20 protein-coding genes are annotated in these 24,824 nt (G+C 73.0%); 15 read left to right on the forward strand and 5 right to left on the reverse strand.

Going from position 1 to position 24,824, the window contains the following annotated elements; all coding sequences use genetic code 11:
* Positions 1 to 262 precede the first annotated feature (262 nt).
* On the reverse strand, positions 263 to 1,633 hold the full coding sequence (locus ACIGFK_RS26145) for an aminopeptidase P family protein (RefSeq protein ID WP_400053778.1): 1,371 nt from the start codon (positions 1,631 to 1,633) through the stop codon (positions 263 to 265).
* Between the two features lie 197 nt (positions 1,634 to 1,830).
* Here ACIGFK_RS26145 and ACIGFK_RS26150 point away from each other — a divergent pair, with 197 nt between their 5' ends.
* The 14 genes from ACIGFK_RS26150 (at position 1,831) to ACIGFK_RS26215 (ending at position 18,258) form a co-directional block, all read left to right on the forward strand.
* Entirely contained in the window at positions 1,831 to 4,212 is a 2,382-nt protein-coding gene (locus ACIGFK_RS26150; protein ID WP_400053780.1) for a collagenase, read from the forward strand.
* A gap of 90 nt (positions 4,213 to 4,302) precedes the next feature.
* Entirely contained in the window at positions 4,303 to 5,442 is a 1,140-nt protein-coding gene (locus ACIGFK_RS26155) for an NAD(P)/FAD-dependent oxidoreductase (RefSeq protein WP_400053782.1), read from the forward strand.
* Positions 5,443 to 5,662: 220 nt separating this feature from the next.
* The gene (locus tag ACIGFK_RS26160) at positions 5,663 to 5,974 is read left to right on the forward strand and encodes a (2Fe-2S)-binding protein (RefSeq protein WP_376662172.1); all 312 of its coding nucleotides are present in this window, start codon (positions 5,663 to 5,665) and stop codon (positions 5,972 to 5,974) included.
* A complete protein-coding gene (locus ACIGFK_RS26165) occupies positions 5,955 to 7,457 on the forward strand; it encodes an NAD(P)/FAD-dependent oxidoreductase (RefSeq protein WP_400053784.1) in 1,503 nt (500 codons plus the stop codon). Before ACIGFK_RS26160 ends, ACIGFK_RS26165 begins: the two co-directional genes overlap by 20 nt.
* Before the next feature lie 76 nt (positions 7,458 to 7,533).
* Entirely contained in the window at positions 7,534 to 8,457 is a 924-nt protein-coding gene (locus tag ACIGFK_RS26170) for a dihydrodipicolinate synthase family protein (RefSeq protein ID WP_376662174.1), read from the forward strand.
* A 17-nt stretch (positions 8,458 to 8,474) separates the two neighbouring features.
* Positions 8,475 to 9,479 (forward strand): proline racemase family protein, encoded by a 1,005-nt coding sequence (locus tag ACIGFK_RS26175; protein ID WP_376662175.1) that lies wholly within the window; start codon positions 8,475 to 8,477, stop codon positions 9,477 to 9,479.
* The gene (locus ACIGFK_RS26180; RefSeq protein WP_400053787.1) at positions 9,476 to 10,495 is read left to right on the forward strand and encodes a proline racemase family protein; all 1,020 of its coding nucleotides are present in this window, start codon (positions 9,476 to 9,478) and stop codon (positions 10,493 to 10,495) included. The genes ACIGFK_RS26175 and ACIGFK_RS26180 overlap by 4 nt, the downstream gene beginning before the upstream one ends.
* A 74-nt stretch (positions 10,496 to 10,569) precedes the next feature.
* On the forward strand, positions 10,570 to 11,490 hold the full coding sequence (locus ACIGFK_RS26185; RefSeq protein ID WP_386466534.1) for an ornithine cyclodeaminase family protein: 921 nt from the start codon (positions 10,570 to 10,572) through the stop codon (positions 11,488 to 11,490).
* A gap of 56 nt (positions 11,491 to 11,546) precedes the next feature.
* Positions 11,547 to 12,263: a GntR family transcriptional regulator gene (locus ACIGFK_RS26190; protein WP_376662403.1), complete on the forward strand. Its 717-nt coding sequence runs from the start codon at positions 11,547 to 11,549 to the stop codon at positions 12,261 to 12,263.
* Between the two features lie 182 nt (positions 12,264 to 12,445).
* Complete coding sequence (locus ACIGFK_RS26195) at positions 12,446 to 14,188, forward strand: ABC transporter substrate-binding protein (RefSeq protein ID WP_376662402.1); 1,743 nt, start codon at positions 12,446 to 12,448, stop codon at positions 14,186 to 14,188.
* A gap of 20 nt (positions 14,189 to 14,208) precedes the next feature.
* Positions 14,209 to 15,228 (forward strand): ABC transporter permease, encoded by a 1,020-nt coding sequence (locus tag ACIGFK_RS26200; protein ID WP_386466438.1) that lies wholly within the window; start codon positions 14,209 to 14,211, stop codon positions 15,226 to 15,228.
* Entirely contained in the window at positions 15,225 to 16,211 is a 987-nt protein-coding gene (locus tag ACIGFK_RS26205) for an ABC transporter permease (RefSeq protein WP_376658509.1), read from the forward strand. Before ACIGFK_RS26200 ends, ACIGFK_RS26205 begins: the two co-directional genes overlap by 4 nt.
* Entirely contained in the window at positions 16,211 to 17,239 is a 1,029-nt protein-coding gene (locus ACIGFK_RS26210) for an ABC transporter ATP-binding protein (RefSeq protein WP_376658510.1), read from the forward strand. Before ACIGFK_RS26205 ends, ACIGFK_RS26210 begins: the two co-directional genes overlap by 1 nt.
* Positions 17,236 to 18,258, forward strand: coding sequence for an ABC transporter ATP-binding protein (locus ACIGFK_RS26215; protein ID WP_400053791.1), 1,023 nt, complete (start codon positions 17,236 to 17,238; stop codon positions 18,256 to 18,258). The genes ACIGFK_RS26210 and ACIGFK_RS26215 overlap by 4 nt, the downstream gene beginning before the upstream one ends.
* An 81-nt stretch (positions 18,259 to 18,339) precedes the next feature.
* Here the strand turns inward: ACIGFK_RS26215 and ACIGFK_RS26220 are convergent, their stop codons facing one another.
* Positions 18,340 to 20,397, reverse strand: coding sequence for a prolyl oligopeptidase family serine peptidase (locus ACIGFK_RS26220; RefSeq protein WP_386466441.1), 2,058 nt, complete (start codon positions 20,395 to 20,397; stop codon positions 18,340 to 18,342).
* Between the two features lie 95 nt (positions 20,398 to 20,492).
* On the opposite strand from ACIGFK_RS26220, the gene ACIGFK_RS26225 reads away from it, so the two are divergent.
* On the forward strand, positions 20,493 to 22,040 hold the full coding sequence (locus ACIGFK_RS26225; protein WP_376658513.1) for an MFS transporter: 1,548 nt from the start codon (positions 20,493 to 20,495) through the stop codon (positions 22,038 to 22,040).
* Between the two features lie 57 nt (positions 22,041 to 22,097).
* Here ACIGFK_RS26225 and ACIGFK_RS26230 read toward each other — a convergent pair whose 3' ends face one another.
* The 3 genes from ACIGFK_RS26230 to ACIGFK_RS26240 form a co-directional block, all read right to left on the reverse strand.
* Positions 22,098 to 22,622 carry a hypothetical protein gene (locus ACIGFK_RS26230; protein WP_400053794.1) on the reverse strand — a complete coding sequence of 175 codons (525 nt, stop codon included), beginning with the start codon at positions 22,620 to 22,622 and terminating at the stop codon, positions 22,098 to 22,100.
* Positions 22,623 to 22,670: 48 nt separating this feature from the next.
* The gene (locus ACIGFK_RS26235) at positions 22,671 to 24,062 is read right to left on the reverse strand and encodes a cytochrome P450 (RefSeq protein WP_376658515.1); all 1,392 of its coding nucleotides are present in this window, start codon (positions 24,060 to 24,062) and stop codon (positions 22,671 to 22,673) included.
* 97 nt (positions 24,063 to 24,159) lie between these two features.
* Complete coding sequence (locus tag ACIGFK_RS26240; RefSeq protein ID WP_400053796.1) at positions 24,160 to 24,546, reverse strand: hypothetical protein; 387 nt, start codon at positions 24,544 to 24,546, stop codon at positions 24,160 to 24,162.
* Positions 24,547 to 24,824 lie beyond the last annotated feature (278 nt).

The raw sequence follows: 24,824 nt of genomic DNA on the forward strand, positions 1-24,824 counted from the left end.
GCGGACCGTCGGGTGGACCGGCGGGTGGACCGGCGGGTGGAATTCGGCATTCTGCCTCCCACGTGCACGCGAAACCCCGCTCGGTGCACCCGAACAGGCGCGGGTGCAGAGCAAAGGGCTCATTTGCTCACGCATCGTGCCAGTCGTTCACGACGACCTTTCGGATGCCGAACGGGAGTTCCGCTCGAAGGAGTGAACGGGCGGTCTGCGGTGTGACGGCCCGGAGCCCTCGCTCCCTCCGCGCCCCGCCCACCGAGACGGTCTAGCCCTCCAGGAGTCGGCCCATCCACTCCTCGATGCCCGCCACCGTGCGGGGCAGCGCGCCCGACATCAGGTGGGCGCCGTCCGCCGTGATCACCAGGTCGTCCTCGATGCGGACGCCGATGCCGCGCAGTTCCGCCGGGAGGGTCTCGTCGTCCGGCTGGAGGTACAGGCCCGGCTCCACCGTCAGGACCTGGCCCTCCTCCAGGACGCCGTCCAGGTAGGTCTCCGAGCGGGCCTTCGCGCAGTCGTGGACGTCCAGGCCCAGCATGTGGCCGCTGCTGCACAGGGTGTAGCGCCGGTACAGGTCGCCCTCGGCGTGCTTGAGGACGCCCCAGTCGGCCAGGCCCTCCGCGATCACCCGCATGCCCGCCCGGTGGAAGTCGCGGAAGCTCGCGCCGGGGCGCAGCGCCGCGATCCCTGCGTCCTGGGCGGCCAGGACCAGTTCGTACACCTGCCGCTGGACGGGGGAGAAGCGGCCCGACAGGGGGAGGGTGCGGGTGATGTCCGCGGTGTACAGGGTGTCGGTCTCCACGCCCGCGTCCAGGAGCAGCAGTTCGTCCCCGTTCAGCCGGCCGTCGTTGCGGATCCAGTGGAGGACGCACGCGTGGGCGCCCGACGCCGCGATCGTCTCGTACCCCGTGCCGTTGCCCTCGGCCCGGGCGCGCAGGCCGAACACCCCCTCGATCCAGCGTTCCCCGCGCGGATGGGCCAGGGCGCGCGGCAGGGCCCGTACGACGTCCTCGAACCCGGCCGTCGTGTGGTCGACGGCCAGCTGGAGCTGCCCGACCTCCCAGGCGTCCTTCACCAGGCGCAGTTCCGACAGGGCGGCGGCGAGCGCGGTGTCGGAGGAGGCGTCGCGGCCCGCCGGTGAGCCCAGGGCGTCCAGGTGCGCGCAGCGCAGGCCGGTCAGGCGTTCCGCCTCGGCCAGGTCGGGCCGGCGGCCCACCCAGAACTCCCCGTACCGGCGGTCCCGGTAGAACTCCTCGGTGCCGTCAGAGCGCGAGGAGCGCGGCCGCAGGTACAGGACCGCCTCGTGTCCGTGCGGGCCCGAGGGCTCCATGACCAGGACGTGGCCCACCTGGTCCTCGCCGGTCAGGCCGGTCAGCCAGGCGTACGCGCTGTGCGGGCGGAAGCGGTGGTCGCAGTCGTTGGAGCGGACCTTCAGCTCGCCGGCCGGGACGATCAGCCGCTCGCCCGGGAAGAGCGCCGAGAGCCGGGCCCGGCGGGCGGGCGTGACGGCGTACGAGGGCACGCGCGCGGAGCCGGGCAGCGGGGAGGGGGCCCAGTCGCCCGCCATGAACCGGGACAACTCGGGTGACACGGGCAGGTCGTGGCTGCCGGTGTGGAGGCGGGAGGGGGTGTCGGTCACGAGGGCTCCCTCAAGAAGATGCGAACTGATGGGCGCACAGGTCTTGTCAGTGCAATTTCACATTACTATGTTACAGCTCACACCGCGGCACGTTAATCCCCGTCAAACGCCGTGTGACCCAGGGCAGTTCGCGCTGGGCATTCCACGCACCACCCCCCACGCACCACCCCCCACTTCTCCCCAAACAGGAGTCCTCGGTGTTCAAGCACAAAACCGTGCGTTCGACCCTTCTCGCCTCCGCCGTGACGGTCACCCTCCTCGCCTCCGCCGGCCAGGCCGTCACCCAGGCCGCGGACCGCGGGACCGCAGCCGTCGCGGGCGGCGCGGCGTCCGGCACCTTCACCGGCGGGGCCCCGGCCGCGAACCCGTTCGACGAGGTCGACCGCGTCGCCGACGCGAAGCGCGACGTCCCCGCCGACGCCTCGGCCCCCGGCGGGAAGGACCTCGCGGGGAAGGTCCCCGGGGCCGCCACGGCCGCCACCGCGCCTTCCGAGCGCAGCGAGAAGAGCCGCAAGGCCACCGCCCAGGCTGCCCCCACCGCCAAGAGCGTCGCCGCGGGCGTCCCCTGCACCCTCGACGGGATCACCAGCCTCGGCCCGGAGCAGTTCGCCGACTTCCTCGCGGACCAGGCCGTCACGGCCGACGGATGCCTGCGCGGGCTCATATGGACCTGGGACGCACGCCTGGCCCCGGTGATGTCGGACGCCCACGTCCAGGCCGTCTCCCGGCGGATATCCAGCCTGGCCGCCGGGCACGACGGCCGTAACTCCTCCCACCTGGAGGAGATGTTCACCTACCTGCACGCGGTCGCCTACCACGACTACTCGCGCTCCGAGATCGACGTCACCGACGCCCCGACCGTGGACGCCATGCGCCGGGCCATCGCCGACTTCGGGGGCGCAGCCCGCACCTTCGACGTGACCGCCTCCAACGCCCGGACCCTGCGCGAGGCCCTCTACGCGGGCAGTGCGCCCGGCCTGCGCCAGCACCAGCTGGGCCTCATCAAGAAGGTCCTGGCCACCATGGACCCGGCCCACCCGGCCACCAACCTCGACGCCGGCTGGGCGGGCGCCGCCCTGGCCGCCCTCTCCGTGAACTACCTGGGCGTCTACCCGGGCAACCAGGACGCCGCCTTCCACGCCGCCGTCGCCGCAGACCCGGCCTACCGGGCGACCTTCAAGGCCTTCTCGGCCTACACCCACCTCAGGGGCACGGGCAACGCCTGGGTGGCGCGCGACGCCCTCGGCGAGTACGGCCGCTTCGGCCAGGTCGCGGGTCTGCAGGAGCAGGTCGTCGCCGACCTCGGCGCGATGCTGGAGCCGGTGAAGAGCGGCCTCGGCACCGAGCCCTGGGCCAAGGTCGTCTCCTGGCTCAACTTCTACAACGCGTGCAAGCCGTACGGGGTCTGCAAGGAGGACATCGAGAAGCAGCTCTTCCCGAACACCTACACCTACGACAACGGCGCCATCAAGGTCCGCACCGCCCTCGACCGGGCCACCGTCGACCAGCTCTACTACGCGAGCAAGCAGGTCAAGACGCAGTACCACCGGGTCCTGGGCACCGACCAGCCGCTCGCCGGAGACCCCAACACGACCCTGAACATCGTGCTCTACGCCTCCCGCGCGGACTACGAGAACTACCACCCGATCCTGACGGGCTACGGCACCAACAACGGCGGCATCTACATCGAGAACGGCGCGACCTTCTACACCTACCAGCGCCGCGTCCCGCAGGACTCCTCCCTCACCCTGGAAGAGCTCTTCCGCCACGAGTACACGCACTACCTCAACGGCCGCTTCGCCGTCCCCGGCACCTTCGGCCAGGGGGACTGGTACCAGGGCGACCGCACCACCGCCATGGACGAGGGCACCGCCGAGTTCTTCGACGGCGCCACCCGCGACAACGGCATCGCCGTCCGCAAGTCCCTGGTCCGGGGCATCATCAACGACACCGCCGGCGGCGGCCCGCGCATGAGCGTCGACCAGCTCCTGCACGCCACCTACGACGGCGACGGCTTCCGCTTCTACAACTACGCGGGCACGTTCTTCGAGTTCCTCTGGACCGAGAAGCCCTCGCTGCTGCGCGAGATGTACACGTACATACGGAACAACGACGTGGCGGCGTACGACGCCTGGCGCCACCGGATGGGCTCGGACACCTACCTCCAGCGCGACTACGACCGCTTCCTGGACGCGCAGATCGCCAAGGTCGACCAGCTCTACGTGCCGAACACCGTCTTCACCCCGAACGAGCAGCTGCGCGACTCCGCGCTCGCCAACGTGAAGTCGGCCTTCGCCACGGCGACCTACAACACCCCGGACTGCGTGGAGAACGGGGAGCCGGGCAAGCGCCGCTTCACCTGTACCGGGCGCATCACCGCGAACCTGAAGAACTGGCGCAGCGACGACCAGAACTTCAAGGACATGTCCGAGACGGTCGACTACTTCATCCTCGACCGGGCGGGGGCGGCCTCCAACAACCTCGCCGACATGAACTGCTCCTTCGGTCCGCTGGAGATCTGGAGCAACAAGGTCGCGGGCACGTCGAGTTACAGCTGCGAGGGCCCGCTCCGCAGCTGATCCGCACCGGCCGCCCGGACCGGTCCCGCGCCCCGATGCGGGTGCGGGACCGGTCTGGGCAGCCACTGAAGAATGTGACATATTACTGTCGTGCTCAAGAGACACTCCCTGGACGCCGTGATCATCGGCGCCGGCGTCGTCGGAGCGGCCTGCGCCTACTACGCGGCCCGCGCCGGACTCTCCGTGGCGGTCGTCGACCGCGGCCCCGTCGCGGGCGGTACGACCGGCGCCGGCGAGGGCAACCTGCTCGTCTCCGACAAGGAGGCCGGCCCGGAGCTCGACCTGGCCCTGCTGTCCACCCGCCTCTGGCGCGAACTCGCGGCCGCCCTCCCCCGGGAGATCGAGTACGAGCCCAAGGGCGGCCTCGTGGTCGCCTCGGACCCGGCCGCGATGGACGCCCTGCGCACCTTCGCGGAAGGCCAGCGCAAGGCGGGCGTCGAGTCGGCCGAGGTACCCGCGGACGCGCTCCACGACCTGGAACCCCACCTCGCCCCGGGCCTGGCTGGCGGCTTCCACTACCCCCAGGACGCCCAGGTCCAGCCGGCCCAGGCGGCGGCCCGCCTGCTGGCCGCCTCCGGCGCCGAGGTCCACCTCGGCGAGGAGGTGACGGAGGTCCTGCTGGACGCCGCGGGCGCGGTACGGGGCGTCCGCACCCCGCGCCGCGACCTGCTCGCGCCGGCGGTCGTCAACGCGGCCGGGACCTGGGGCGGCCGCATCGCCGACCTCGCCGGGGTGGAGCTGCCGGTCCTCCCGCGCCGCGGCTTCGTCCTGGTGACCGAACCGCTGCCGAAGGTGGTCCGGCACAAGGTCTACGCCGCCGACTACATCGCGGACGTGGCCAGCGGCTCCGCCTCGCTCCAGTCCTCCGCGGTGGTGGAGGGCACCCCCTCCGGCCCGGTCCTCATCGGCGCCACCCGCGAACGCGTCGGCTTCGACCGCTCGCTCTCCCCGGAGGCCCTGCGCCGGCTCGCCTCCCAGGCGGCGGCCCTCTTCCCGGTCCTGGCGGACGTGCGCGTCCTGCGGACCTACCACGGCTTCCGCCCCTACCTCCCCGACCACCTCCCGGCGATCGGCCCGGACCCGCGCCGTCCCGGGCTGCTGCACGCCTGCGGGCACGAGGGCGCGGGCATCGGGCTGGCGCCGGCCACCGGGCTCCTCCTCGCCGCGGCCCTCACGGGGGCCGACCCCGTGCTGCCCCTCGCCCCGTTCCGCCCGGAGCGGTTCACGTGAGCCGGGCCGTGTGCGGGTGCCGCTGCGCGGAGCCGTTCCCCACCCCGCCCTTCCACCGTTCCCCGGGGCTCCGCCCCGGGCCCCGGTCCTCAAACGCCGGGCGGGCTGGAAGGACCGCGCCCCGGTCCTCAAACGCCGGACGGGCCGGGAGAACCGGGCTCCGCCCCGGACCTCGCGCCTCAATCGTCGGCGAGGCTGGATTCGAGAGGACGACCCCCTGATGCGCAGCCCCCGTTCCCTGGTCGGCGGTAGCCCGCAGGCCCAGTTCACCATCGGCTTCGACGGCCGGGAGCTCCCGGCCCAGGCCGGGCAGTCCATCGCCGCCGTGCTGTGGGCCGCCGGCATCCTCGCCTGGCGGACCACCCGCGACGGAGGCGCGCCGCGCGGCGCGTTCTGCGGGATCGGCAGCTGCTACGACTGCCTCGTCACCGTCAACGGCCGCCCGAACCAGCGCGCCTGCCTCGTCCCCGCCCGCGCGGGCGACACCGTCACCACCCAGGAGGGAACCGGCCATGCCGACCTCGCCGTCTGAGCCGGAACCCCTCGCGGGAGGCCCGGCCGCCGCCGGGCCCTGGCCGCGGGTCGACCTCGCCGTCGTCGGGGGCGGGCCCGCCGGGCTCGCGGCTGCCGTCACCGCCGCCGGGCTCGGCCTGCGGGTCGCGCTGCTCGACGCCGGGGAGCAGCCCGGCGGGCAGTACTACCGCCACCCGGCGCCCGGGCTCGGCGCCGCCCGCCCCGGGGCCCTGCACCACGGCTGGGCCGCCTTCGCCCGCCTCGATGCCGCCCTGCGCGCCCACGTCGCGGCCGGGCGGGTCACGTACCTCCCGCAGCACCACGTGTGGACCGTCGTCCCGGGAGAGGGAGGCGGGGAGTGGACCCTGCACGCCGTGGCCGGCCCTGAAGAGCGCGCCGCAGGCGTACGGGCCGCCGCCGTGCTCCTCGCCACCGGCGCCTACGAGCGCCAACTGCCCTTCCCCGGCTGGACCCTCCCCGGGGTCGTCGGGGCCGGCGGGGCCCAGGCCATGCTCAAGGCCGGGCTCGTGCTCCCCGGCAGGCGGGTGGTCGTCGCCGGGAGCGGCCCGCTGCTGCTCGCCGTGGCCGGGTCGCTCTCCGCCGCCGGGGCCACCGTTCCCGCGGTGGTGGAGGCGGGCGCGTACACCGCGTACGCCGGCCACCTCCCCGCCCTGCTGCGCAACCCCGGCAAGCTCGCCGAGGCCGCCGTCTTCGGCGGAGCCCTCGCCCGGCACCACGTCCGGCTCCTCACCCGGCACGCGGTGACCGAGGCGCACGGCACCGACCGGGTCGAGGCCGTCACCGTGACCCGGCTCGACCGGGACTGGCGTCCGCTGCCCGGCACCGCCCGCCGGATCCCCTGCGACGCCCTCGCCGTGGGCCACGGGCTCGTCCCCCAGCTGGAACTCGCCACCGGCCTCGGCTGCGCCACCCGCCGCAGCCCCGACGGCACGGTCGCCCTCGAGCTCGACGCCGAACAGCGGACCTCCGTCCCCGGCATCTGGTCGGCCGGCGAGACCGGCGGCATCGGCGGGGCGGGGCTCGCCCTGCTGGAGGGCGAACTGGCCGCGCACTCCATCGCGAACGCCGCGAACGCCGCGAACGCCGCGAACGCCGCGCACCCCATCGCGCCCGCCCCGCGCGGCGGCCGCGTGCCCCGCCTCGTCCGCGACCGCGCCCGGCTGCGCGCCTTCGCCGACGCGATGGCCGCCGCCCACCGCCCGGGCGGTGCCTGGACCGGCTGGCTCCCCGACGACGCCGTCGTGTGCCGCTGCGAGGAGGTCCCGGCCGGCCGGATCCGCGAGGCCGCGGACGAGCTCGGCGCGCGGGACGCCCGTACGGTCAAACTCCTCACCCGGGCCGGCATGGGCTGGTGCCAGGGCCGGATGTGCGGGCCCGCCGTGGCCGCCCTCGCGGGCGAGGAGCCCGCCCCCGACCGGCGCCCCTTCTCGTGCCCGGTCCCGCTGCGCCACCTCGCCGAACTTCCCGCCACCGACGGCTGATCCGGCCCCTCCGGGGCCTTGTGGCCGCCTCACACCCGCTAGTAAAATGTCACACACCACTCTAGGGAGCTCATCAATGACCCACGCGCACACCACCGCGTCCATCCCGTCCCGTACCCGCCCCTGGCACGGAATCATGGTCGCCACCGCGCTTCCCCTGCGCGAGGACCTCAGCGTCGACTACGACGCCTACGCCGAACACGTGGCCTGGCTGATCGCCAACGGCTGCGACGGCGTGGTCCCCAACGGCTCCCTCGGCGAGTACCAGACGCTCACTGATGACGAGCGGGCGCGCGTCGTCCGCACCGCGGTCGAGGCCGCGGGCGACGGCGCCCGCGTCATGCCCGGTGTCGCCGCCTACGGCAGTGCCGAAGCCCGCCGCTGGGCCGACCAGGCGGCGGAGGCCGGGGCCGGCTCCGTACTGCTCCTGCCGCCCAACGCCTTCCGGGCCGACGAGGCGACCGTGCGCGCCCACTACGCCGAGGTCGCCGGCGCCGGACTGCCCGTCGTCGCGTACAACAACCCGTACGACACCAAGGTGGACCTGACCCCGGCCGTGCTCGCCCGGCTGCACGCCGACGGCTCCATCGTCGCCGTCAAGGAGTTCAGCGGCGACGTGCGCCGCGCCTACGAGATCGCCGAGCTCGCCCCGGGCCTCGACCTGCTCATCGGCGCCGACGACGTCCTCCTCGAACTCGCCCTCGCCGGCGCGGTCGGCTGGATCGCCGGCTACCCCAACGCCCTGCCGAACTCCTGCGCCACCCTCTACCGGGCCGCGGTCGCCGGGGACCTCGACACCGCCCTGCCGCTCTACAAGTCCCTGCATTCCCTGCTGCGCTGGGACTCCAAGACCGAGTTCGTCCAGGCCATCAAGCTCTCCATGGACCTGGCGGGCCGCCCCGGGGGCGCCACCCGCCCGCCGCGCTTCCCGCTGACCGGCGAGATCGAGGCCGCCGTCCGCGCCGCCACCGAGAAGGCCCTCGCCGAGGGCCTCAACTAACACCCCGGGGGGACCCCATGCGTACGCGTCACATCTACCACGCGGTGGACTCGCACACCGAGGGCATGCCGACCCGGGTCATCACCGGCGGCGTCGGGGTGATCCCCGGCGCCACCATGGCCGAGAAGCGGCTCCACTTCATCGAGCACATGGACCACGTCCGCACCCTGCTCATGTACGAACCGCGCGGGCACTCCGCGATGAGCGGCGCCATCCTGCAGCCCCCCACCCGCCCCGACGCCGACTACGGCGTCGTGTACATCGAGGTGTCCGGCCTGCTCCCCATGTGCGGGCACGGCACCATCGGGGTCGCCACCGTCCTCGTCGAGACCGGCATGGTGCCGGTCGTCGAGCCGGTCACCACCGTCCGGCTCGACACCCCGGCCGGACTGGTGAGCGTCGACGTCCGCGTCGAGGACGGGGCGGCGACCGCCGTCACCCTCACCAACGTCCCCTCCTTCAGCGTCGGGCTCGACCTGAAGACCGACGTCCCGGGCTTCGGCACGGTCACCTACGACCTGGCCTACGGCGGCAACTTCTACGCCTTCGTCGAACTCGACGCCCTGGGCCTGCCCTTCGACCGGGCCCGCAAGGACGACCTGATCGCCGCCGGCCTCGCCGTCATGGACGCGATCAACGCGGGCGACGACCGGCCCGTCCACCCCGAGAACCCCTCCATCGCCGGCGTCAAGCACGTCTACCTCGCCGCCCCCGGCTCCGACGCCCGGCGCTCCCGGCACGCCATGGCCATCCACCCCGGCTGGTTCGACCGCTCGCCCTGCGGGACCGGCACCAGCGCGCGCATGGCCCAGCTGCACGCCCGCGGCCTCCTCGGCCTGGACACCGACTTCGTCAACGAGTCCTTCATCGGCACGGAGTTCACCGGCCGGCTCGTCGGGGAGACCACCGTCGGCGGCCTCCCCGCCGTGGTCCCCACCGTCACCGGCCGCGCCTGGATCACCGGAACCGCGCAGTACTTCCTCGACCCGACCGACCCCTTCCCCGGAGGCTTCCTCCTGTGATCACCGTCCGCACGGTGGACTACCACACCGCAGGCGAGCCCTTCCGCATCGTCGACACGTCCGCCGACGGCATGCCCCCGGTCCCCGGGGACACCGTCGCCGAACGCTGCGCCACCGCCATCGGCCCGGGAGGTTCCGGGACCGCTCCGCGCCGGGGCGCGCTGGACGACGTACGGCGGCTGCTCGTGCAGGAGCCGCGCGGACACGCCGGGATGTACGGCGGGTTCGTCGTCCCGGCCGACGACGACGGCGCCCACTTCGGGGTGCTGTTCTGGCACAAGGACGGCTACTCCACGGCCTGCGGCCACGGCACCATGGCCCTCGGGGCCTGGGCCGTGGACGCGGGCGTGGTCGCGGCCCCGGACCACGGGGACGCGACCGTCCGCATCGACGTGCCGTCCGGCCGGGTCACCGCCACCGTGCGCCGCGACGGCGGCCGCACCACCGGCGTCACCTTCCGCAACGTCCCGGCCCGGGTCACCGCCCGCAAGGTGCCCGTCGCCACCACCCTCGGACTCGCCGAGGTGGACATCGCGCACGCCGGGGCCTGCTACGCGTCGGTCCGCGCCCGGGACCTCGGCCTGGAGGTCACCCGGGCCGCACTGCCCGACCTGGTACGGGCCGGACAGGAGATCCGGGCCGCGCTGGCCACCCACCCGGCGACCTGGCACCCCGACGGCCCGCTGCTGTCCGGGGTGTACGGGGTGATCCTCCACGAGGAGCTGCCCGACACCCCCTTCGGGCCGCACCAGCGCAACGTCACCGTCTTCGCCGACGGGCAGATCGACCGCTCGCCCTGCGGCTCCGGCACCTCGACGCGGCTCGCGCTGCTCGCCGAGGACGGGCGGCTCGCGGCGGGCGAGGACCTGCTGAACGAGTCGGTCACGGGCACGGTGTTCACCGGTCGCGTGCTGCCCGGCGGGGTCACCGAGGTCACCGGCACCGCCTACCGCACCGGCGAGCACGCCTTCACGGTCGATCCGCACGACCCGCTGGGGACGGGGTTCCTCCTGTGAGCGGACCGGATGCGGGCGGGCCCGCCGTGGCGGGGCCGGCCACGGGCGGCATCCTGCAGCTGGGCGCCGCCGACATGGCGCGGCTGCTGACCCCGGCCGCGGCCGCCGACGCCCTGGCCGCCGTCCTGCTCGGCGGCCTCGACCCGGAGAGCTGCCCGCAGCGCACGGCGCTCGCCGTGCCCGGCGGGGGCGAACTCCTGCTGATGCCCGCCGCGTCCGCCCCGTACGCCGGGGTGAAGATAGCCGGGGTGGCGCCGGGGAACCCGGCCCGCGGGCTGCCCCGGATCACCGGGTCCTACCTGCTGCTGGACGGGCCGACGCTGAACCCGCTCGCCCTGCTCGACGGCGCGGCCCTCACCGCGCTGCGCACCCCGGCCGTCTCCGCCCTGGCGCTGCGCCGGCTGGCCCCGGCCGGGAGGCCGCTGCGGCTGGTGCTCTTCGGCTCCGGACCGCAGGCGTACGGGCACCTGGAAGCGACCCTCGCGGTGCGGGAGTTGGCGGAGGTGGTGGTCGTCGCCCGCGATCCCGGGGGTGCGGACCGGCTCGTCGCGCACGCCCGCCGCCTCGGGCCCGAGGCGCGTACCGGCACCGCGAAGGACGTGGCCGACGCCGATCTGGTCGTCTGCTGCACCACCGCCCGCGAACCCCTCTTCGACGGGAGCATGGTCCGACCGGGAGCCGTCGTCGTCGCCGTCGGCTCGCACGAGCCGACGGCGCGGGAGACGGACACCGCCCTCGTGCGACGGGCGGCGGTGTACGTGGAGTCGCGCGCGGCCGCCCTGCGCGAGGCGGGGGACCTCCTGGTCCCGGAGGCGGAGGGGGCGATCGGGCCCGGTCACATCACCGGCACCCTCGCCGACCTGGTCGCCGGACGGATGCCGCCCGGCGGGCCGCAGAGTTGTCCACAGCTCTTCAAGAGCGTGGGCATGGCCTGGGAGGATCTTGCCGTGGCGGTCGCGTTGTTCGAGGCCGCAGGGGCAAGCGGCGCAACGTGACATTGTACGCTGTTCCTCTGCCCATCGAGGGTGTACGGGCCATCGGAGGAAAAGCAATGGGTGACCTCAAGCAGCACAGTCTCATCAAGGCCCAGGAGCGGCTGCGCGACCAGGTCGGCCACGCCCTCCGGGCGGCCCTGATAGCGGGTGAACTGCGCCCGGGCAGCGTCTACTCCGCCCCCGGTCTCGCGGCCGAGCTCGGGGTCTCGGCCACCCCCGTGCGCGAGGCGATGCTCGACCTGGCCCGTGAGGGCCTGGTGGAGCCGGTGCGCAACAAGGGGTTCCGGATCACCGAGGTCAGCGAGCGCGACCTGGACCAGTACACCGAGCTGCGCACGATGATCGAAGTGCCCACCATCGGCCGGATCACGAAGACGGCCACGGCCGAGCAGCTGGAGGAGCTGCGCCCCATCGCCGAGGAGATCGTCACCAGTGCGCGCGAGCACAACCTCATCGGCTACCTGGAGGCGGACCGCCGCTTCCACCTGACCCTGCTCGGCCTCGCGGGCAACGACCGCCTCGTTGAGACGGTCGGCGACCTGCGCAAGCGGTCCCGGCTGTACGGTCTGACCGGCCTGGACGAGGCCGGCAAGCTGGTCTCCTCGGCCGAGGAGCACATCGAGCTGCTCGACCTGATGATCAGTGGCGACGCGAAGGCGGCGGAGGAGTGCATGGCCCGCCACCTCGGCCACGTCCGCTCCCTCTGGGCCCAGGGCCGCGACGAGCCCGTGGGCCGCACCCCCGGCGGCCTCGGCGGCACCGCAAAGAGCTGACCCCGGCACCTCCGCAGCCCCTCACGCAGGGCCCGGACCTCCTCGGTCCGGGCCCAACGTGCGTTCTGGGCAAGGGGTTTGGACACGGCTGGATAACGACGTTGCCAGCCTCTTGTCAGTGCAATTTCACATTACTATGTTACCGGTCACATCGTAGAGCGCGGCCCTTCCCTGGAGTGACCATGACCAAGCGCACCCAACTCGCCCTCGCCACCGCCCTGGTGGCAGCACTCGCACTCGGCGCCTCGGGCTGCTCCGACACCAAGAAGGGCCCGGCGGGGGCGGGGGCGTCGAACCCCGCCGCCGCCAACGACGGGAAGACCATCGGCGGAACCCCGGTCAAGGGCGGCACCCTCACCGTCCTGTCCAACCAGGACTTCTCCCACCTCGACCCGGCCCGCAACTGGACGATGCCGACGATGGACTTCGGCACCCGCCTGCTCTACCGCACGCTCGTCACCTTCAAGGCGGAGCCCGGCAAGGGGGGCAGCGAGCTGGTCCCCGACCTCGCCACCGACCTCGGGACCCCGTCCAACGGGGGCAAGACCTGGACCTTCACCCTGAAGGAGGGGCTGAAGTACGAGGACGGCTCGCCGATCAAGGCCCAGGACGTCAAGTACAACGTCGAGCGCTCCTTCGCCCCCGACCTGACAGGCGGCCCCGACTACGCCGCCCAGTACCTGGCCGGCACCGAGGGCTACAAGGGCCCCCTCCAGGGGCAGCACCTCGACTCGATCAAGACCCCCGACGACCGCACGATCGTCTTCGAACTCAAGCGCCCCGTCGCCGAGTTCTCCCAGACCGCCACGCTCCCCACCTTCGCGCCCGTCCCGCAGTCCCAGGAGAAGGGCACCCAGTACGACGCCCGCCCGTTCTCGTCCGGCCCGTACAAGATCGAGACGTACGACCGCGACAAGAAGCTCGTGCTCGTCCGCAACGAGCACTGGGACCCGAAGACCGACACCGTCCGCAAGGCCTACCCGGACAAGTTCGTGGTCGTCATGGGCCTCAAGGGCGGCCAGATCGACGACCGGATCATCGCCGGCGAGGGCGCCGACGCCTCCGCCATCGAGTACGCCAACATGCGCCCCGAGAGCGCCCCCAAGGTGCTGCCCAAGCCCGAGATCAAGGGCCGCCTGCTCGCCGAGTCCCAGGGCTGTACGGTCATGCTCCACCTGAACAACTCCCGCGCCCCCTTCAACGACCCCAAGGTGCGCGAGGCCATGCAGTACGCCGTCGACAAGGAAGCGATCATCACCGCGGCCGGCGGGCCCGCCCTCAACGAGGTCGCCACCGCCTACCTGCCCCAGGCGCTCTCCGGCGGCAAGCAGGCCGACACCCTGAAGATCGCCCCGGCCGGCGACCCGGCCAAGGCGAAGGAACTCCTCAAGGCCGCCGGCAAGGAGAACCTCAAGGTCTCCCTCGCGGTCTCCACCGGCGACAAGGGCCGGGCGGAGGCCATCCAGCAGGGCCTGTCCCGGGCCGGCATCGAGGTCGTCATCGACACGATCGACCCCGGCGCGTACTACGACGCCATCGGCGACCTCTCCACGACCCCCGACATGACGTACACCGGCTGGTGCCCCGACTACCCCTCCGGCTCCACCTGGATCCCGTTCGTCTTCGACGGACGCACCATCAAGGACAAGGGGAACCAGGGCAACTACGCCCAGTTCCGTGACGAGGCGACCATGAAGCGGATCGACGAGATCAACGCGATGGCCGATGCCAAGCAGGCCAACCAGGCCTGGATCGACCTCGACGCCGAGCTCATGAAGAAGTCCCCGTCCATCCCGATCCTCAGCGAGCGCAAGCCGCTCCTCGTCGGCCCGAACATCGCGGGCGCCTACGGCCACCCCGTGTGGACCGGCACGATCGACTACGGGTCGGTCGGCCTGAAGGACCCGTCGAAGAGCCAGGGCTGAGGAAACCGGAGCCCTCGACCATGACCACCACCGCACCGGTCCCGGAAGACCGGGCAGCCCCCGACCAGGCGGGCCCCCCGCCCCCGGCCCCCGCCCCCGATGCCGCCACCGACCGGCCCGCGGCCGCGGCAGCTGCCGCGGCCGGGAGCAGTCCCTGGCAGCTCGCCCGGCGGGAGCTGGGCCGGCGGCCCGCCGTCCGGGTCAGCCTCGGCGTCGTCCTCCTCTTCGTCCTGATGGCCCTGGCCGCCCCCTGGCTGGGCGCGCTCGGCGGCTGGTCCCCCGAGGAGTTCGACAAGACCGCCATCGACCCCTACCTCGGCGGCCAGCCCCTCGGCTCCCTCGGCGGGATCAGCCCCGAGCACTGGCTCGGGGTCGAACCCGTCACCGGACGCGACCTGTTCGCCCGCGTCGTCCACGGCGCCCAGGTCTCCCTCCTCATCGCCTTCGCGGCCACCGCCATCGTGGTGGTCGCGGGCACCGCCGCCGGAATCGCCGCCGGCTACTTCGGCGGCCGCACCGACACGGTCCTGTCCCGGCTCATGGACCTGACCATGTCCTTCCCCTCGCTCATCTTCATGATCGCGATGCTGTCGGTGGCCAAGGACGTCAACCGGCTCGTGCTGATGACCTCCGTCATCGGGCTCTTCGGCTGGCCCGGCATCGCCCGCGTCGTCCGCGGCCAGACCCTCTCCCTCCGGCACCGCGAGTACGTCGACGCCGCCCGCGTCGGCGGCGCCGGCTCCTGGCGGATCCTGACCCGCGACATCCTCCCGGGCGTCTCGGGCCCCGTCATCGCCTACACCACCCTGCTCATCCCCGGCATGATCAGCACCGAGGCGGCGCTGAGCTACCTGGGCGTGGGCGTGCGCCCGCCCACCCCCTCCTGGGGCCAGATGATCGCCGAGTCCGTGGCCTTCTACGAGACCGACCCCATGTACTTCGTCATCCCGAGCGTGTTCCTCTTCCTCGCCGTGCTCGCCTTCACCCTGCTCGGCGACGCCCTGCGCGACATCCTCGACCCGAGGGGCGGCCGCAGTTGATCCTCTACCTCGCCCGCCGGCTGCTCGCCCTCGCCGGGGTGCTGCTCGCGATCGCCGCCGTCACCTTCCTCATCTTCTACGTCCTGCCCTCCGACCCGGCCGCGGCCGCCTGCGGCAAGACCTGCAGTGCCGAGCGGGTGGCCGACGTCCGCGCGTACCTGGGGCTCGACCAGCCCCTGTGGCGGCAGTTCGGTGACTTCCTCACCGGGATCTTCACCGGCCGCACGCTCGGCTCCGGCCAGTACGCCGTCGAGTGCGACTTCCCCTGCCTGGGGTACTCGTACGAGAACTCCCTGCCCGTCTGGGACCTGCTCATGGACCGGCTCCCGGTCTCCGCGTCCCTCGCCGTCGGCGCCGCCGCGCTCTGGCTGGTCCTCGGACTCGGCGCCGGGGTCACCGCCGCCCTGCGCAAGGACACCGCCACCGACAAGGCCCTGATGGTGGGCGCGGTCGCCGCCGCCTCCCTGCCCGTCTACTTCACCTCCGTGATGCTGATCTACGGGGTGATCCGCATCGCGGGCCTCCTGCCCTACCCCTCCTACCAGGCCTTCACCGACGACCCGCTCGCCTGGGCGGCCAACCTGCTGCTGCCGTGGACCGCGCTCGCCCTGCTCTACGCGGCCATGTACGCACGCCAGAGCCGCGGTTCGATGATCGAGGCGATGGCCGAGCCGTACATCCGCACCGCCCGCGCCAAGGGCATGCCCGAGCGCACGGTCGTCGTCAAACACGGGCTGCGTTCCGGGATGACCCCGATCCTGACCATCTTCGGCATGGACCTCGGCGGGCTGCTCGCCGGAGCCGTCATCACCGAGTCCATCTTCGGACTCCCCGGCATCGGGCGGCTGTTCTACGGGGCGCTCGTCAACTCAGACCAGCCCGTGGTCCTCGGCGTCACGCTGCTCGCCGCCTTCTTCATCGTCGTCGCCAACCTCGTCGTCGACCTCCTGTACGCCGTCATCGACCCGAGAGTGAGGTACTGATGGCCGCCCTCCTCGAAGTCCGCGACCTGAGCGTCACCTTCACCACCCCGCGCGGGACCGTGCGCGCCGTCGACTCCCTCGGATTCACCGTCGAGGCGGGCCGCACCCTCGGCATCGTCGGCGAGTCCGGGTCCGGGAAGTCGGTCACCTCGCTGGCCGTCATGGGCCTGCACCGGGGCGCCGTAGAGGTCGGCGGCTCCGTCGCGCTCGACGGACGGGAGCTGACCGGCCTGTCCGAGCGGGAGCTCTCCCGGATCCGCGGCCGCAGGATGGCCATGATCTTCCAGGACCCGCTGTCCAGCCTGCACCCGTACTACACCGTCGGCGAACAGATCGCCGAGCACTTCCGGGTCCACTTCAAGGCCGGCCGGGCCGCCGCCCGCAAGCGGGCCGTCGACATGCTCGGCGAGGTGGGCATCCCGGAGCCGGCCCGCCGGGCGGGGGAGTACCCGCACCAGTTCTCCGGCGGCATGCGCCAGCGCGCCATGATCGCCATGGCCCTGGCCTGCGAGCCCGACCTGCTCATCGCCGACGAGCCGACCACCGCCCTGGACGTCACCGTGCAGGCGCAGATCCTGGAGCTGATCGCCCGGCTCCAGCAGGAGCGCGGCCTCGGCGTCGTGATGATCACCCACGATCTGGGCGTCGTCGCCCGCGTCGCCCACGAGGTACTGGTCATGTACGGCGGCCGGGCCGCCGAACAGGCACCGGTCGACGCCCTCTTCGCCGAACCCGCCCACCCCTACACGCGGGGCCTGCTCGACTCGCTGCCCCGCCTCGACACCGCCGACGACGTCCCGCTGCCGTCCATCCCCGGCTCCCCGCCGTCCCTGCTCCACCCGGCGCCGGGCTGCGCCTTCGCCCCCCGCTGCGCGGTGGCCGCCGCGGCCCCGGCCGGGGATGCGGGCCGCTGCACCGGCGAGCGGCCCGAACTGCACCCGTACGGCTCGCCGGACCGGCTGGCGGCCTGCCACTTCCCCGGCGCGGTGCCCGCTGTCGCCGTCCCTGCCCCGGAGGTGTCCCGATGACGGCCCCGGCCACCCGCACCCAGCCCGCCGCGGAGCGTGAGGGGCCGCAGTCCGGGCCGCTGCTGAGCGTCCGCGACCTCACCATGACCTTCCCCGGGAAGCGGTCCGTGACCGGGCGCCGGGGGGCGCCCGTGCACGCCGTCGACGGGGTCTCCTTCGACCTGGAGGAGGGCCGGACCCTCGGCCTGGTCGGCGAGTCGGGCTGCGGCAAGTCCACCACCGGGCGGATGCTCGTGCGGCTGCTGGAACCCACCTCCGGCAGCGTCGAGTTCGAGGGCCGGGACATCAGCCGGCTCTCGCAGAGCGCCCTGCGGCCGGTGCGCAAGCACATCCAGATGGTCTTCCAGGACCCGCACTCCTCCCTGAACCCGCGCCAGACCGTGGCCAGGATCATCTCCGACCCGCTGCTGGTCCAGGGCTGGAGCGCGGGCGACGCCCGCCGCCGCGCCGCCGAGCTCATGGACCTGGTCGGCCTGATCCCCGAGCACATCGACCGCTACCCGCACGAGTTCTCCGGCGGCCAGGCCCAGCGCATCGGCATCGCCCGCTCGCTGGCCACCAGCCCCCGCCTCGTCATCGCCGACGAGCCGGTCTCCGCACTCGACGTCTCCGTCCAGGCGCAGATCGTCAACCTGATGGAACGGCTGCGCACGGAACTGGGCCTCGCCTACGTGTTCATCGCGCACGACCTCTCGGTCGTCAAGCGGGTCAGCGACCGGGTCGCCGTCATGTACCTCGGCAGGATCGTCGAGATCGGGGACAAGAAGTCCCTCTACGAGAACCCCCAGCACCCGTACACCAGGGCGCTGCTGTCCGCCGTGCCGCTGCCCGACCCGGCGGCGGAACGGCGGCGGGAGCGGATCGTGCTGCTCGGCGACCCGCCGAGCCCGGCCGCTCCACCCCCGGGCTGCACCTTCCACCCGCGCTGCCCCAAGGCGCAGGAGGTCTGCCGCACCGAGCGGCCGCTGCTGCAGCTCACCGCCTCCCGGGAGGTGGCGTGTCACTTCCCCGGTGACTGACGGGGATCTTGGGGAAGGGGAAGGGCCCCGGGGACGACGACGTCTCCGGGGCCCTTCCGCGTGCTCCGGGGCGGGGCCGGCTCAGACCAGCTCGCGCCGGAAGAACTCCAGCTCCAGCGCCATCAGCTTCTCGCGGGTGCCGCCCGGGGTCATGTGGGTGACGCCCGGGAGGGCCAGCAGCTGGTGGGGGCGGCCCGCGTCCGTCAGGGCCCGGGACAGGCGCAGGGTGTGGGAGGGGTGGACGTTGTCGTCGGCCAGGCCCGTGGCGAGGAGCAGCGGCCGGGTCAGCTTCGGCGCGTCCGGGATCAGGGAGTCCCGCTCGTACACCTCCGGGTGCTCCTGGGGCAGGCCCAGGTAGCGCTCGGTGTACGCGGTGTCGTAGTGGCGGAAGTCGGTGGGCGCGGCCCCGGCCGCCGCCGCGTGGAAGACGTCCGGGCGGCGCAGCACGGCCATGGCCGCGAGGTAGCCGCCGTACGACCAGCCGCGGATGCCGACCCGGCCGAGGTCGAGGTCCGGGTGCCGGGCGCCGAGCGCGTGCAGGGCCGCGACCTGGTCCTCCAGGGTCACCTCGGAGAAGCCGCGGTACATGGCGTGCGTGTGGGCGGGGGAGACGTACGCGGTCCCGCGGTTGTCGACGGTCACCACGGCGAAGCCCTGGTCGGCCCACCACTGGCGGGCCTGCCAGCGGCGCGGCTCGGAGCTGACGTCCTGCGCGCCGGGGCCGCCGTAGCTGTCCATCAGTACGGGCAGCCGCCGGCCGGGGACATGGCCGCGGGGGAGGACCAGCGCGGTGGGCACGCCGTGCTCGGTGACCCTTTCCAGGAGCGGGACCACCCGGTGGGGCAGCGGCTGGGACAGGTCTGCGGGGGTGAACTCGCGCCCGTCCGCGGTGCGCACCGTACGCCGGATCCCGTCCGCGTCGGCCGAGGTCAGCAGCAGGGTCCCGGCCGAGGCGAGGACGGAGTGCACCCCGGGCCCGTCGGCGAGCGGGGTCCGCTTTCCGGTCACGGGGTCGAGCAGCAGCACCTGCTGGTCGGCGGGGTCGCCCTCGGCGGCCTCGACGAGCAGGGAGCCCGCGTGGATCCCGGCCACCCGGCGGATCTGGATCCCCTCGCCGGTGAGCAGTACGCCGCCGACGGCGAGCGCGCGGGCGGCTGCGCCGGGGGTGTCGGCGCCGGTCAGCATCCGCCCGTCGGGGAGCCGGGCCGGGGTGCCGGGGAGCAGCGGGTCCACCCACTGGGCGTGGACGGTGCGGGAGAGCTCCCGGGTGCGGCCGGTGGCCGGGTCGGCGGAGAGCAGCAGGACGCGCTGCTGGAGGCGGTCCTGGACGGTGAGCAGGATCTCCGACGCCGACTCCCATCCCGCGTCGGAGACGTACGGGTAGGTCCCGGAGTCCCAGTCGAGCCGTATCCGCTCCCCGGCCGGGCCCAGCACCCACAGCTGGACGTCGGCGTTGGGCCCGCCCGCTTCGGGGTAGGCGAAGTCCTCCGGCGGCAGCTCGGGGTGGGCGGGATCGGTGAAGTAGCGCCGCTGGAGGCCGGATTCGTCGACGCGGGCGGCCAGCAGGGCGACCCCGTCCGGCGACCACCAGTGGCCCCGGGCCCGGCCCAGCTCCTCGGCGGCGGCGAACTCGGCCACCCCCCAGCGGGCCCCGTCGTCGGGGCTGACCCGGCCGCCGGGGGACACGTACAGGGCGTCGTCGCTGACGTACGCGGTGCGGGTGCCGTCGGCGTTGGGCCGCGGATCCCAGGCGGGGCCCGCGGCCGGGACCTCCTTCGGCGCTCCGGATCCGGCCGCGCCGACCTCGTACAGCCGCCCGTACAGCGCGAAGACGGCGCGCAGGCCGTCGCCGGAGAGGGCGTAGGAGCCGATGCCGGCCGCGACGAGCCGGATCCGCTCGCGCAGCCGGCGCTCGGCGGTGGGCAGGGGGCCCGGTTCGGGGCACAGCCCGCGGGGGTCGGCAAGCCGGGTTTCGGCCCCGGTGGCGGTGTCGAGCACCCAGAGGGAGTCGAAGGCGTCGGTGGGGCCGCCCGAGCGGAGGAACCAGAGGAGCCGGCCGTCGTCCCCGAAGGAGAAGGCGCGCGGGGCTCCGTAGGTGAACCGGGCCGTGTCGGCGGAGAGCCTGAGGAAGTCGTCCATGGATGAAGTTTGACATGTGAAATGGCACTACCCCAGGGTGCGGGACTAGGCCGTTCGAGTGGTGACCCCGTCGGAGCGGGCTTAGCGTCGAAAGGGTGGACGCGAACGCATCGCCGAACACCAAGGGGACCGACGGCAGGGTCCGAGGGAGCGGGAACGGTCTCGCGCTGTTCGTCATCGCCTCCTGCCAGCTCATGGTGGTCCTCGACATCACCATCGTGAACATCGCGCTGCCGCACATCCAGACCGCGCTCCACTTCTCCACCGAGAGCCTTTCCTGGGTCGTCAACGCCTATACCCTGGCCTTCGGCGGCCTGCTGCTCCTCGGCGGCCGGACGGGCGACATCCTCGGCCGCAAACGCGTATTCATCTTCGGCGTCCTGCTCTTCGGGCTCGCCTCCCTCCTCGGCGGACTCGCCCAGAACGAGGGCCAGTTGATGGCCGCCCGGGCCCTCCAGGGCGTCGGCGGCGCCATCGCCTCCCCGACCTCGCTCGCCCTGATCACCACGACCTTCCGCGAAGGCCCGGCCCGCAACCGGGCGTTCGGCGTGTTCGCCGGAGTCTCCGCCGCCGGCGGCGCGATCGGCCTCCTCGCGGGCGGCATCCTCGTCGAATGGCTCAACTGGCGCTGGGTGTTCTTCGTCAACGTCCCGATCGCCGTGCTGATCGCGGTGCTGGCCAGGAAGGTGATCCGCGAGTCCGAACGCCACCCCGGACACTTCGACCTCGCCGGAGCGCTGCTGTCCACCACGGGCATGGTCGCCCTCGTGTACGGCTTCATCCGGGCCTCCCAGGACGGCTGGCGGGACCCGGTCACGCTCGGGTCCTTCGGTGCCGCGGTGGTCCTGCTGACCCTCTTCATCCTCAACGAGCGCCGCTCGCCGCAGCCGATCACCCCGCTCCACATGTTCGCCGACCGCAACCGGGCCGGGACCTACGGGATCATGCTGATGCTCGCCTGCGCGATCTTCGGCATGTTCTTCTTCCTCACCCTCTTCGTGCAGATCGTGCTCGGCTTCAGCCCGCTCCAGGCCGGACTCGCCTTCCTGCCGGTGAGCGCGATCATCGCGGTCGGCGCCGGCGCCACCTCGCAGCTGCTCCCGAAGTTCGGGCCCAAACCCTTCATGGTCACCGGCGCGCTGTGCACGGCCGCGGGACTCGCCTGGCTGACGCAGACCGACATCCACTCCACGTACCTGGGCAGCATCCTCGGCCCCCTGCTGATCTTCGGCCTCGGCATGGGCCTGCAGTTCGTCTCGCTGACCCTGATGGCCCTGTCCAACGTCCCCGACCGGGAGTCGGGCGCCGCCTCCGGACTGCTCAACTCGATGCAGCAGATCGGCGGTTCGCTCGGCCTGTCGATCCTGGTGACCGTCTTCGGCACGGCCAGCCGCAACGAGGCGAGGGAACAGGCGCCGGGCTTCCTGCGCAGCGCCACCCCCGAACAGCTGGTCCAGTTCAAGCGCACGGGGCAGTTCCCGAAGCCGTGGAGCGACCAGGTGCTCACCTCGGGCATCAGCGCGGCCTTCGTGGTGGCGGCCGCGTTCACCCTGGTCGGCGCGCTGATTGCACTGTTCGTCATCCAGGTCCGGCCTTCGGACCTCGAACGGCTCCAGGGCAACCACACTCCGACGAGCGTGTAGCCGCACCGGATGCTGCGTGCCTGCGTGCCTGCGTGCCTGCGTGCAGGCCTGCCGGACCTACGGCCGGAGGAGCGCCCGGAGCCGGACGGCGTCCGCCCGGGTGTTCATCCGCAGCGACAGCCACGAACCGTCCGCGAAGAGCAGGTCCACCCGGGCCGGCCGGCGCAGCAGCGCCGGTACCGCCCGCAGTGCGCAGACGGCGGAACGGCTCTCCCGGGCCGGGTCCCCGCGGCCCCAGGGCGGCCGGACGGTGATCTTGCCCGGGGTCGCGGTGAACGTGCCGCGCGGCCCCCGCGTCTCGGCGTGCCAGCGCGTCCAGTGGAAGCCGTGCAGGGCCAGCGCGAACCGGCCGGCCTCGCTGCCCCAGCCGCCGCGCAGGGCCGGACCGTGGAAGAGCCGCCCGATCAGCCGGGCGGCCCGTTCGAACGGGTCGAGGAGCGCGGCCACCGCATCGGCGAGGTCGTCGGGCAGCGCCTTCAGGAAGCGGATGAGGAAGAAGTCGCCGATCCGCCGCGGCAGCGGCGCCCTGGCCGGCGACCCGGGCAGCAGTGCCCGCGCGGGCCGCCGTACATAGGTGGACAAACGCCCTGGAATCTCCTCGTCCATCCGGCCATGATGGCCGGGCGCCCCTCAGCCTTCCAAGCTCCGGACCCGGCAGCGCGTCGGGCCCTGGGTGACCAGGGTGATGCCCGCGCTGACCGGGATGTCGGTGTCCACGGCCTCGAACTCGTACGCCCGCAGGATCATGGCCAGCGCGATCACCGACTCCAGCATCGAGAAGTGCTGCCCGATGCAGGCGCGCGGACCGCCCCCGAAGGGGAACCACGCGTAGCGCGGACGCTCAGCCTCCGCCTCCGGGGTGAAGCGCTCGGGATCGAAGCGCTCCGGATCGGGCCAGTAGTCCGGGTGGCGGTGCGTCACCCACGGCGCGAGTATCACGTTCGCACCGGCCGGGATGGTGTGCCCCCCGATCTCGGTGGCGGCGACGGCGTTGCGGCCGATGACCGGCGCGGCCGGGTAGAGCCGCATGGCCTCCTTGAGCACCTGGGTGAGGTACGGGAGCCGGTCCAGGTCGGCCGCCTCGGGCGTACGGTCGCCGAGCACCCGGGCGATCTCCTCGCGGGCCCGCCGCTGCTGCTCGGGGTGGCGGGCCAGCAGGTGGAGGGTGAAGGAGAGGGAAGTGGCGGTGGTCTCGTGCCCGGCCAGCAGGAAGATCAGCACCTGGTCGCGCAGCTCGGAGGCGTCGAACTCCCCGTCGTCCGAGCTCTTGGCGGCGGCGAGCAGGCTCAGCAGGTCCTTGGCCTCGCCCTCCTCGGATTCCGCGGCGCGCCGCCGCCCGGAGATGATCTCGTCGCAGACCCCGTACAGCTCGTCCATCGCCGAGGCCGCCCGCCGGTTGCCGGGGCTGGGCCAGGCGCGCGGGATGTTGACGGGGGAGTAGCCGCGGCGCAGCACGTAATCGGTGATGACCGGAAAACACCGGTCCACGACGTCGACGGTGGCCTCGACGTCGGTGCCGAAGAGGATCCTGGCGACCGCGCGCAGCGCGAGGTGCATCATCTCCTCCGACACGTCGACGACTCCGTCGGCGGCCTCCTTCCACGCCTCTATCACCGACGCGGTCTCGGCGGCGACGGCCCCGGCGTAACCGTCCACCCGCCGCTTGGTGAACAGCGGCTGGACCAGGCGGCGCTGGCGCAGGTAGTCCTCGTCCTGGCTGGTCAGCAGTCCGTTGCCGAAGGACTCCCGGATCTCCTGGTAGAAGGGGTTGTCCTTGCGGAAGTTGGCCGACTGCGTGGCGAGCACCTGCTGGGCGCCCTCCGCCGAGAAGACGCAAGTCAGCTCGGCGCGCAGCCCGGGCGGGCCGACGCTCACCCGTACGACGTCCCCGTGCTCCCGCTGCGCCCGCAGGTAGGTGCCCAGCGCATCCGACTTCAGATCGAAGAGCGACCCGACCACGGGCACCCCCGCCAGCACGGGAATCTCCCCGCCGGCTTGCGTTTCCTTCGTACCCACTGCCATGGCCGCCCCCTCGTCCGTACCGAAGCCCCGATTCTGCCGTCCCCCGCCGTGCGTGGCGAGTGCCGTCCCCCGTGAGGCCGAATACCGGCCACGGCCCTCACCTCCCACCGCGGGCGATCTCCCCCATCTCGGCCTCCACGGAGGCGAGTTCCTCTCCCCGCCCCATCACCTCAAGCTGCTCCCGGTAGCGGCCCAGCGCCCCGACGAGCAGCTGCTCCCAGCCCGCCTCCATCCCGCACATCCGCCGCGCGGCGGCGACGCCTTCGGCCCGCAGGGCCAGTGCTATCTCCGGCCGGTGGGCGAACTCCATGCGGCTGTAGTCGTACAGGGCCGGCGCGAGCAGGGGCAGATAGGCGAGCGGACTGACCTGCACGAGGGTGCGGTAGGCGGCCACCTGATGCCGGATCGGCAGCGTCCCGGACCCGAGGAGGGCGACCCGGGCTCGCAGGACCTCGTCATGACTGATGTTCCCCGTGTGATTCATGACGCCGATTCTGAAAGCCGCAAGGGGGGTCGCACCAGGGCAAACGACTATGCCGTTCGTCCTACGAAAAACCCTTCTGACCTGTCATGATTGATACGTCATCACCCCTCCGCCCCCGGCGGGCGAGAGCTCCGGACCAACAGCCCCAGCGCTGGCCCGCGCTGCTGTCGGGACGGCAGCGGATCGTGCGGCCGTTGGCGTCGCGCCCGGACGTACCGGCATCGGCCTTCCGGCACCGCATTCGGACGAACGGACGGGAAAACACCGGGGCCCCGCCA

The organism is Streptomyces sp. NPDC085524 (assembly GCF_044541755.1).
Taxonomy (GTDB): Bacteria; Actinomycetota; Actinomycetes; order Streptomycetales; family Streptomycetaceae; genus Streptomyces.

What these genes read in the sequence shown, in the direction of transcription:
- ACIGFK_RS26160 (WP_376662172.1), top strand. Translation starts at nt 5,663, where the DNA reads ATGCGCAGCCCCCGTTCCCTGGTCGGCGGTAGCCCGCAGGCCCAGTTC.
- ACIGFK_RS26165 (WP_400053784.1), top strand. Translation starts at nt 5,955, where the DNA reads ATGCCGACCTCGCCGTCTGAGCCGGAACCCCTCGCGGGAGGCCCGGCC.
- ACIGFK_RS26170 (WP_376662174.1), top strand. Translation starts at nt 7,534, where the DNA reads ATGACCCACGCGCACACCACCGCGTCCATCCCGTCCCGTACCCGCCCC.
- ACIGFK_RS26175 (WP_376662175.1), top strand. Translation starts at nt 8,475, where the DNA reads ATGCGTACGCGTCACATCTACCACGCGGTGGACTCGCACACCGAGGGC.
- ACIGFK_RS26185 (WP_386466534.1), top strand. Translation starts at nt 10,570, where the DNA reads ATGGCGCGGCTGCTGACCCCGGCCGCGGCCGCCGACGCCCTGGCCGCC.
- ACIGFK_RS26190 (WP_376662403.1), top strand. Translation starts at nt 11,547, where the DNA reads ATGGGTGACCTCAAGCAGCACAGTCTCATCAAGGCCCAGGAGCGGCTG.
- ACIGFK_RS26195 (WP_376662402.1), top strand. Translation starts at nt 12,446, where the DNA reads ATGACCAAGCGCACCCAACTCGCCCTCGCCACCGCCCTGGTGGCAGCA.
- ACIGFK_RS26200 (WP_386466438.1), top strand. Translation starts at nt 14,209, where the DNA reads ATGACCACCACCGCACCGGTCCCGGAAGACCGGGCAGCCCCCGACCAG.
- ACIGFK_RS26210 (WP_376658510.1), top strand. Translation starts at nt 16,211, where the DNA reads ATGGCCGCCCTCCTCGAAGTCCGCGACCTGAGCGTCACCTTCACCACC.
- ACIGFK_RS26215 (WP_400053791.1), top strand. Translation starts at nt 17,236, where the DNA reads ATGACGGCCCCGGCCACCCGCACCCAGCCCGCCGCGGAGCGTGAGGGG.
- ACIGFK_RS26220 (WP_386466441.1), bottom strand. Translation starts at nt 20,397, where the DNA reads ATGGACGACTTCCTCAGGCTCTCCGCCGACACGGCCCGGTTCACCTAC.
- ACIGFK_RS26235 (WP_376658515.1), bottom strand. Translation starts at nt 24,062, where the DNA reads ATGGCAGTGGGTACGAAGGAAACGCAAGCCGGCGGGGAGATTCCCGTG.
- ACIGFK_RS26240 (WP_400053796.1), bottom strand. Translation starts at nt 24,546, where the DNA reads ATGAATCACACGGGGAACATCAGTCATGACGAGGTCCTGCGAGCCCGG.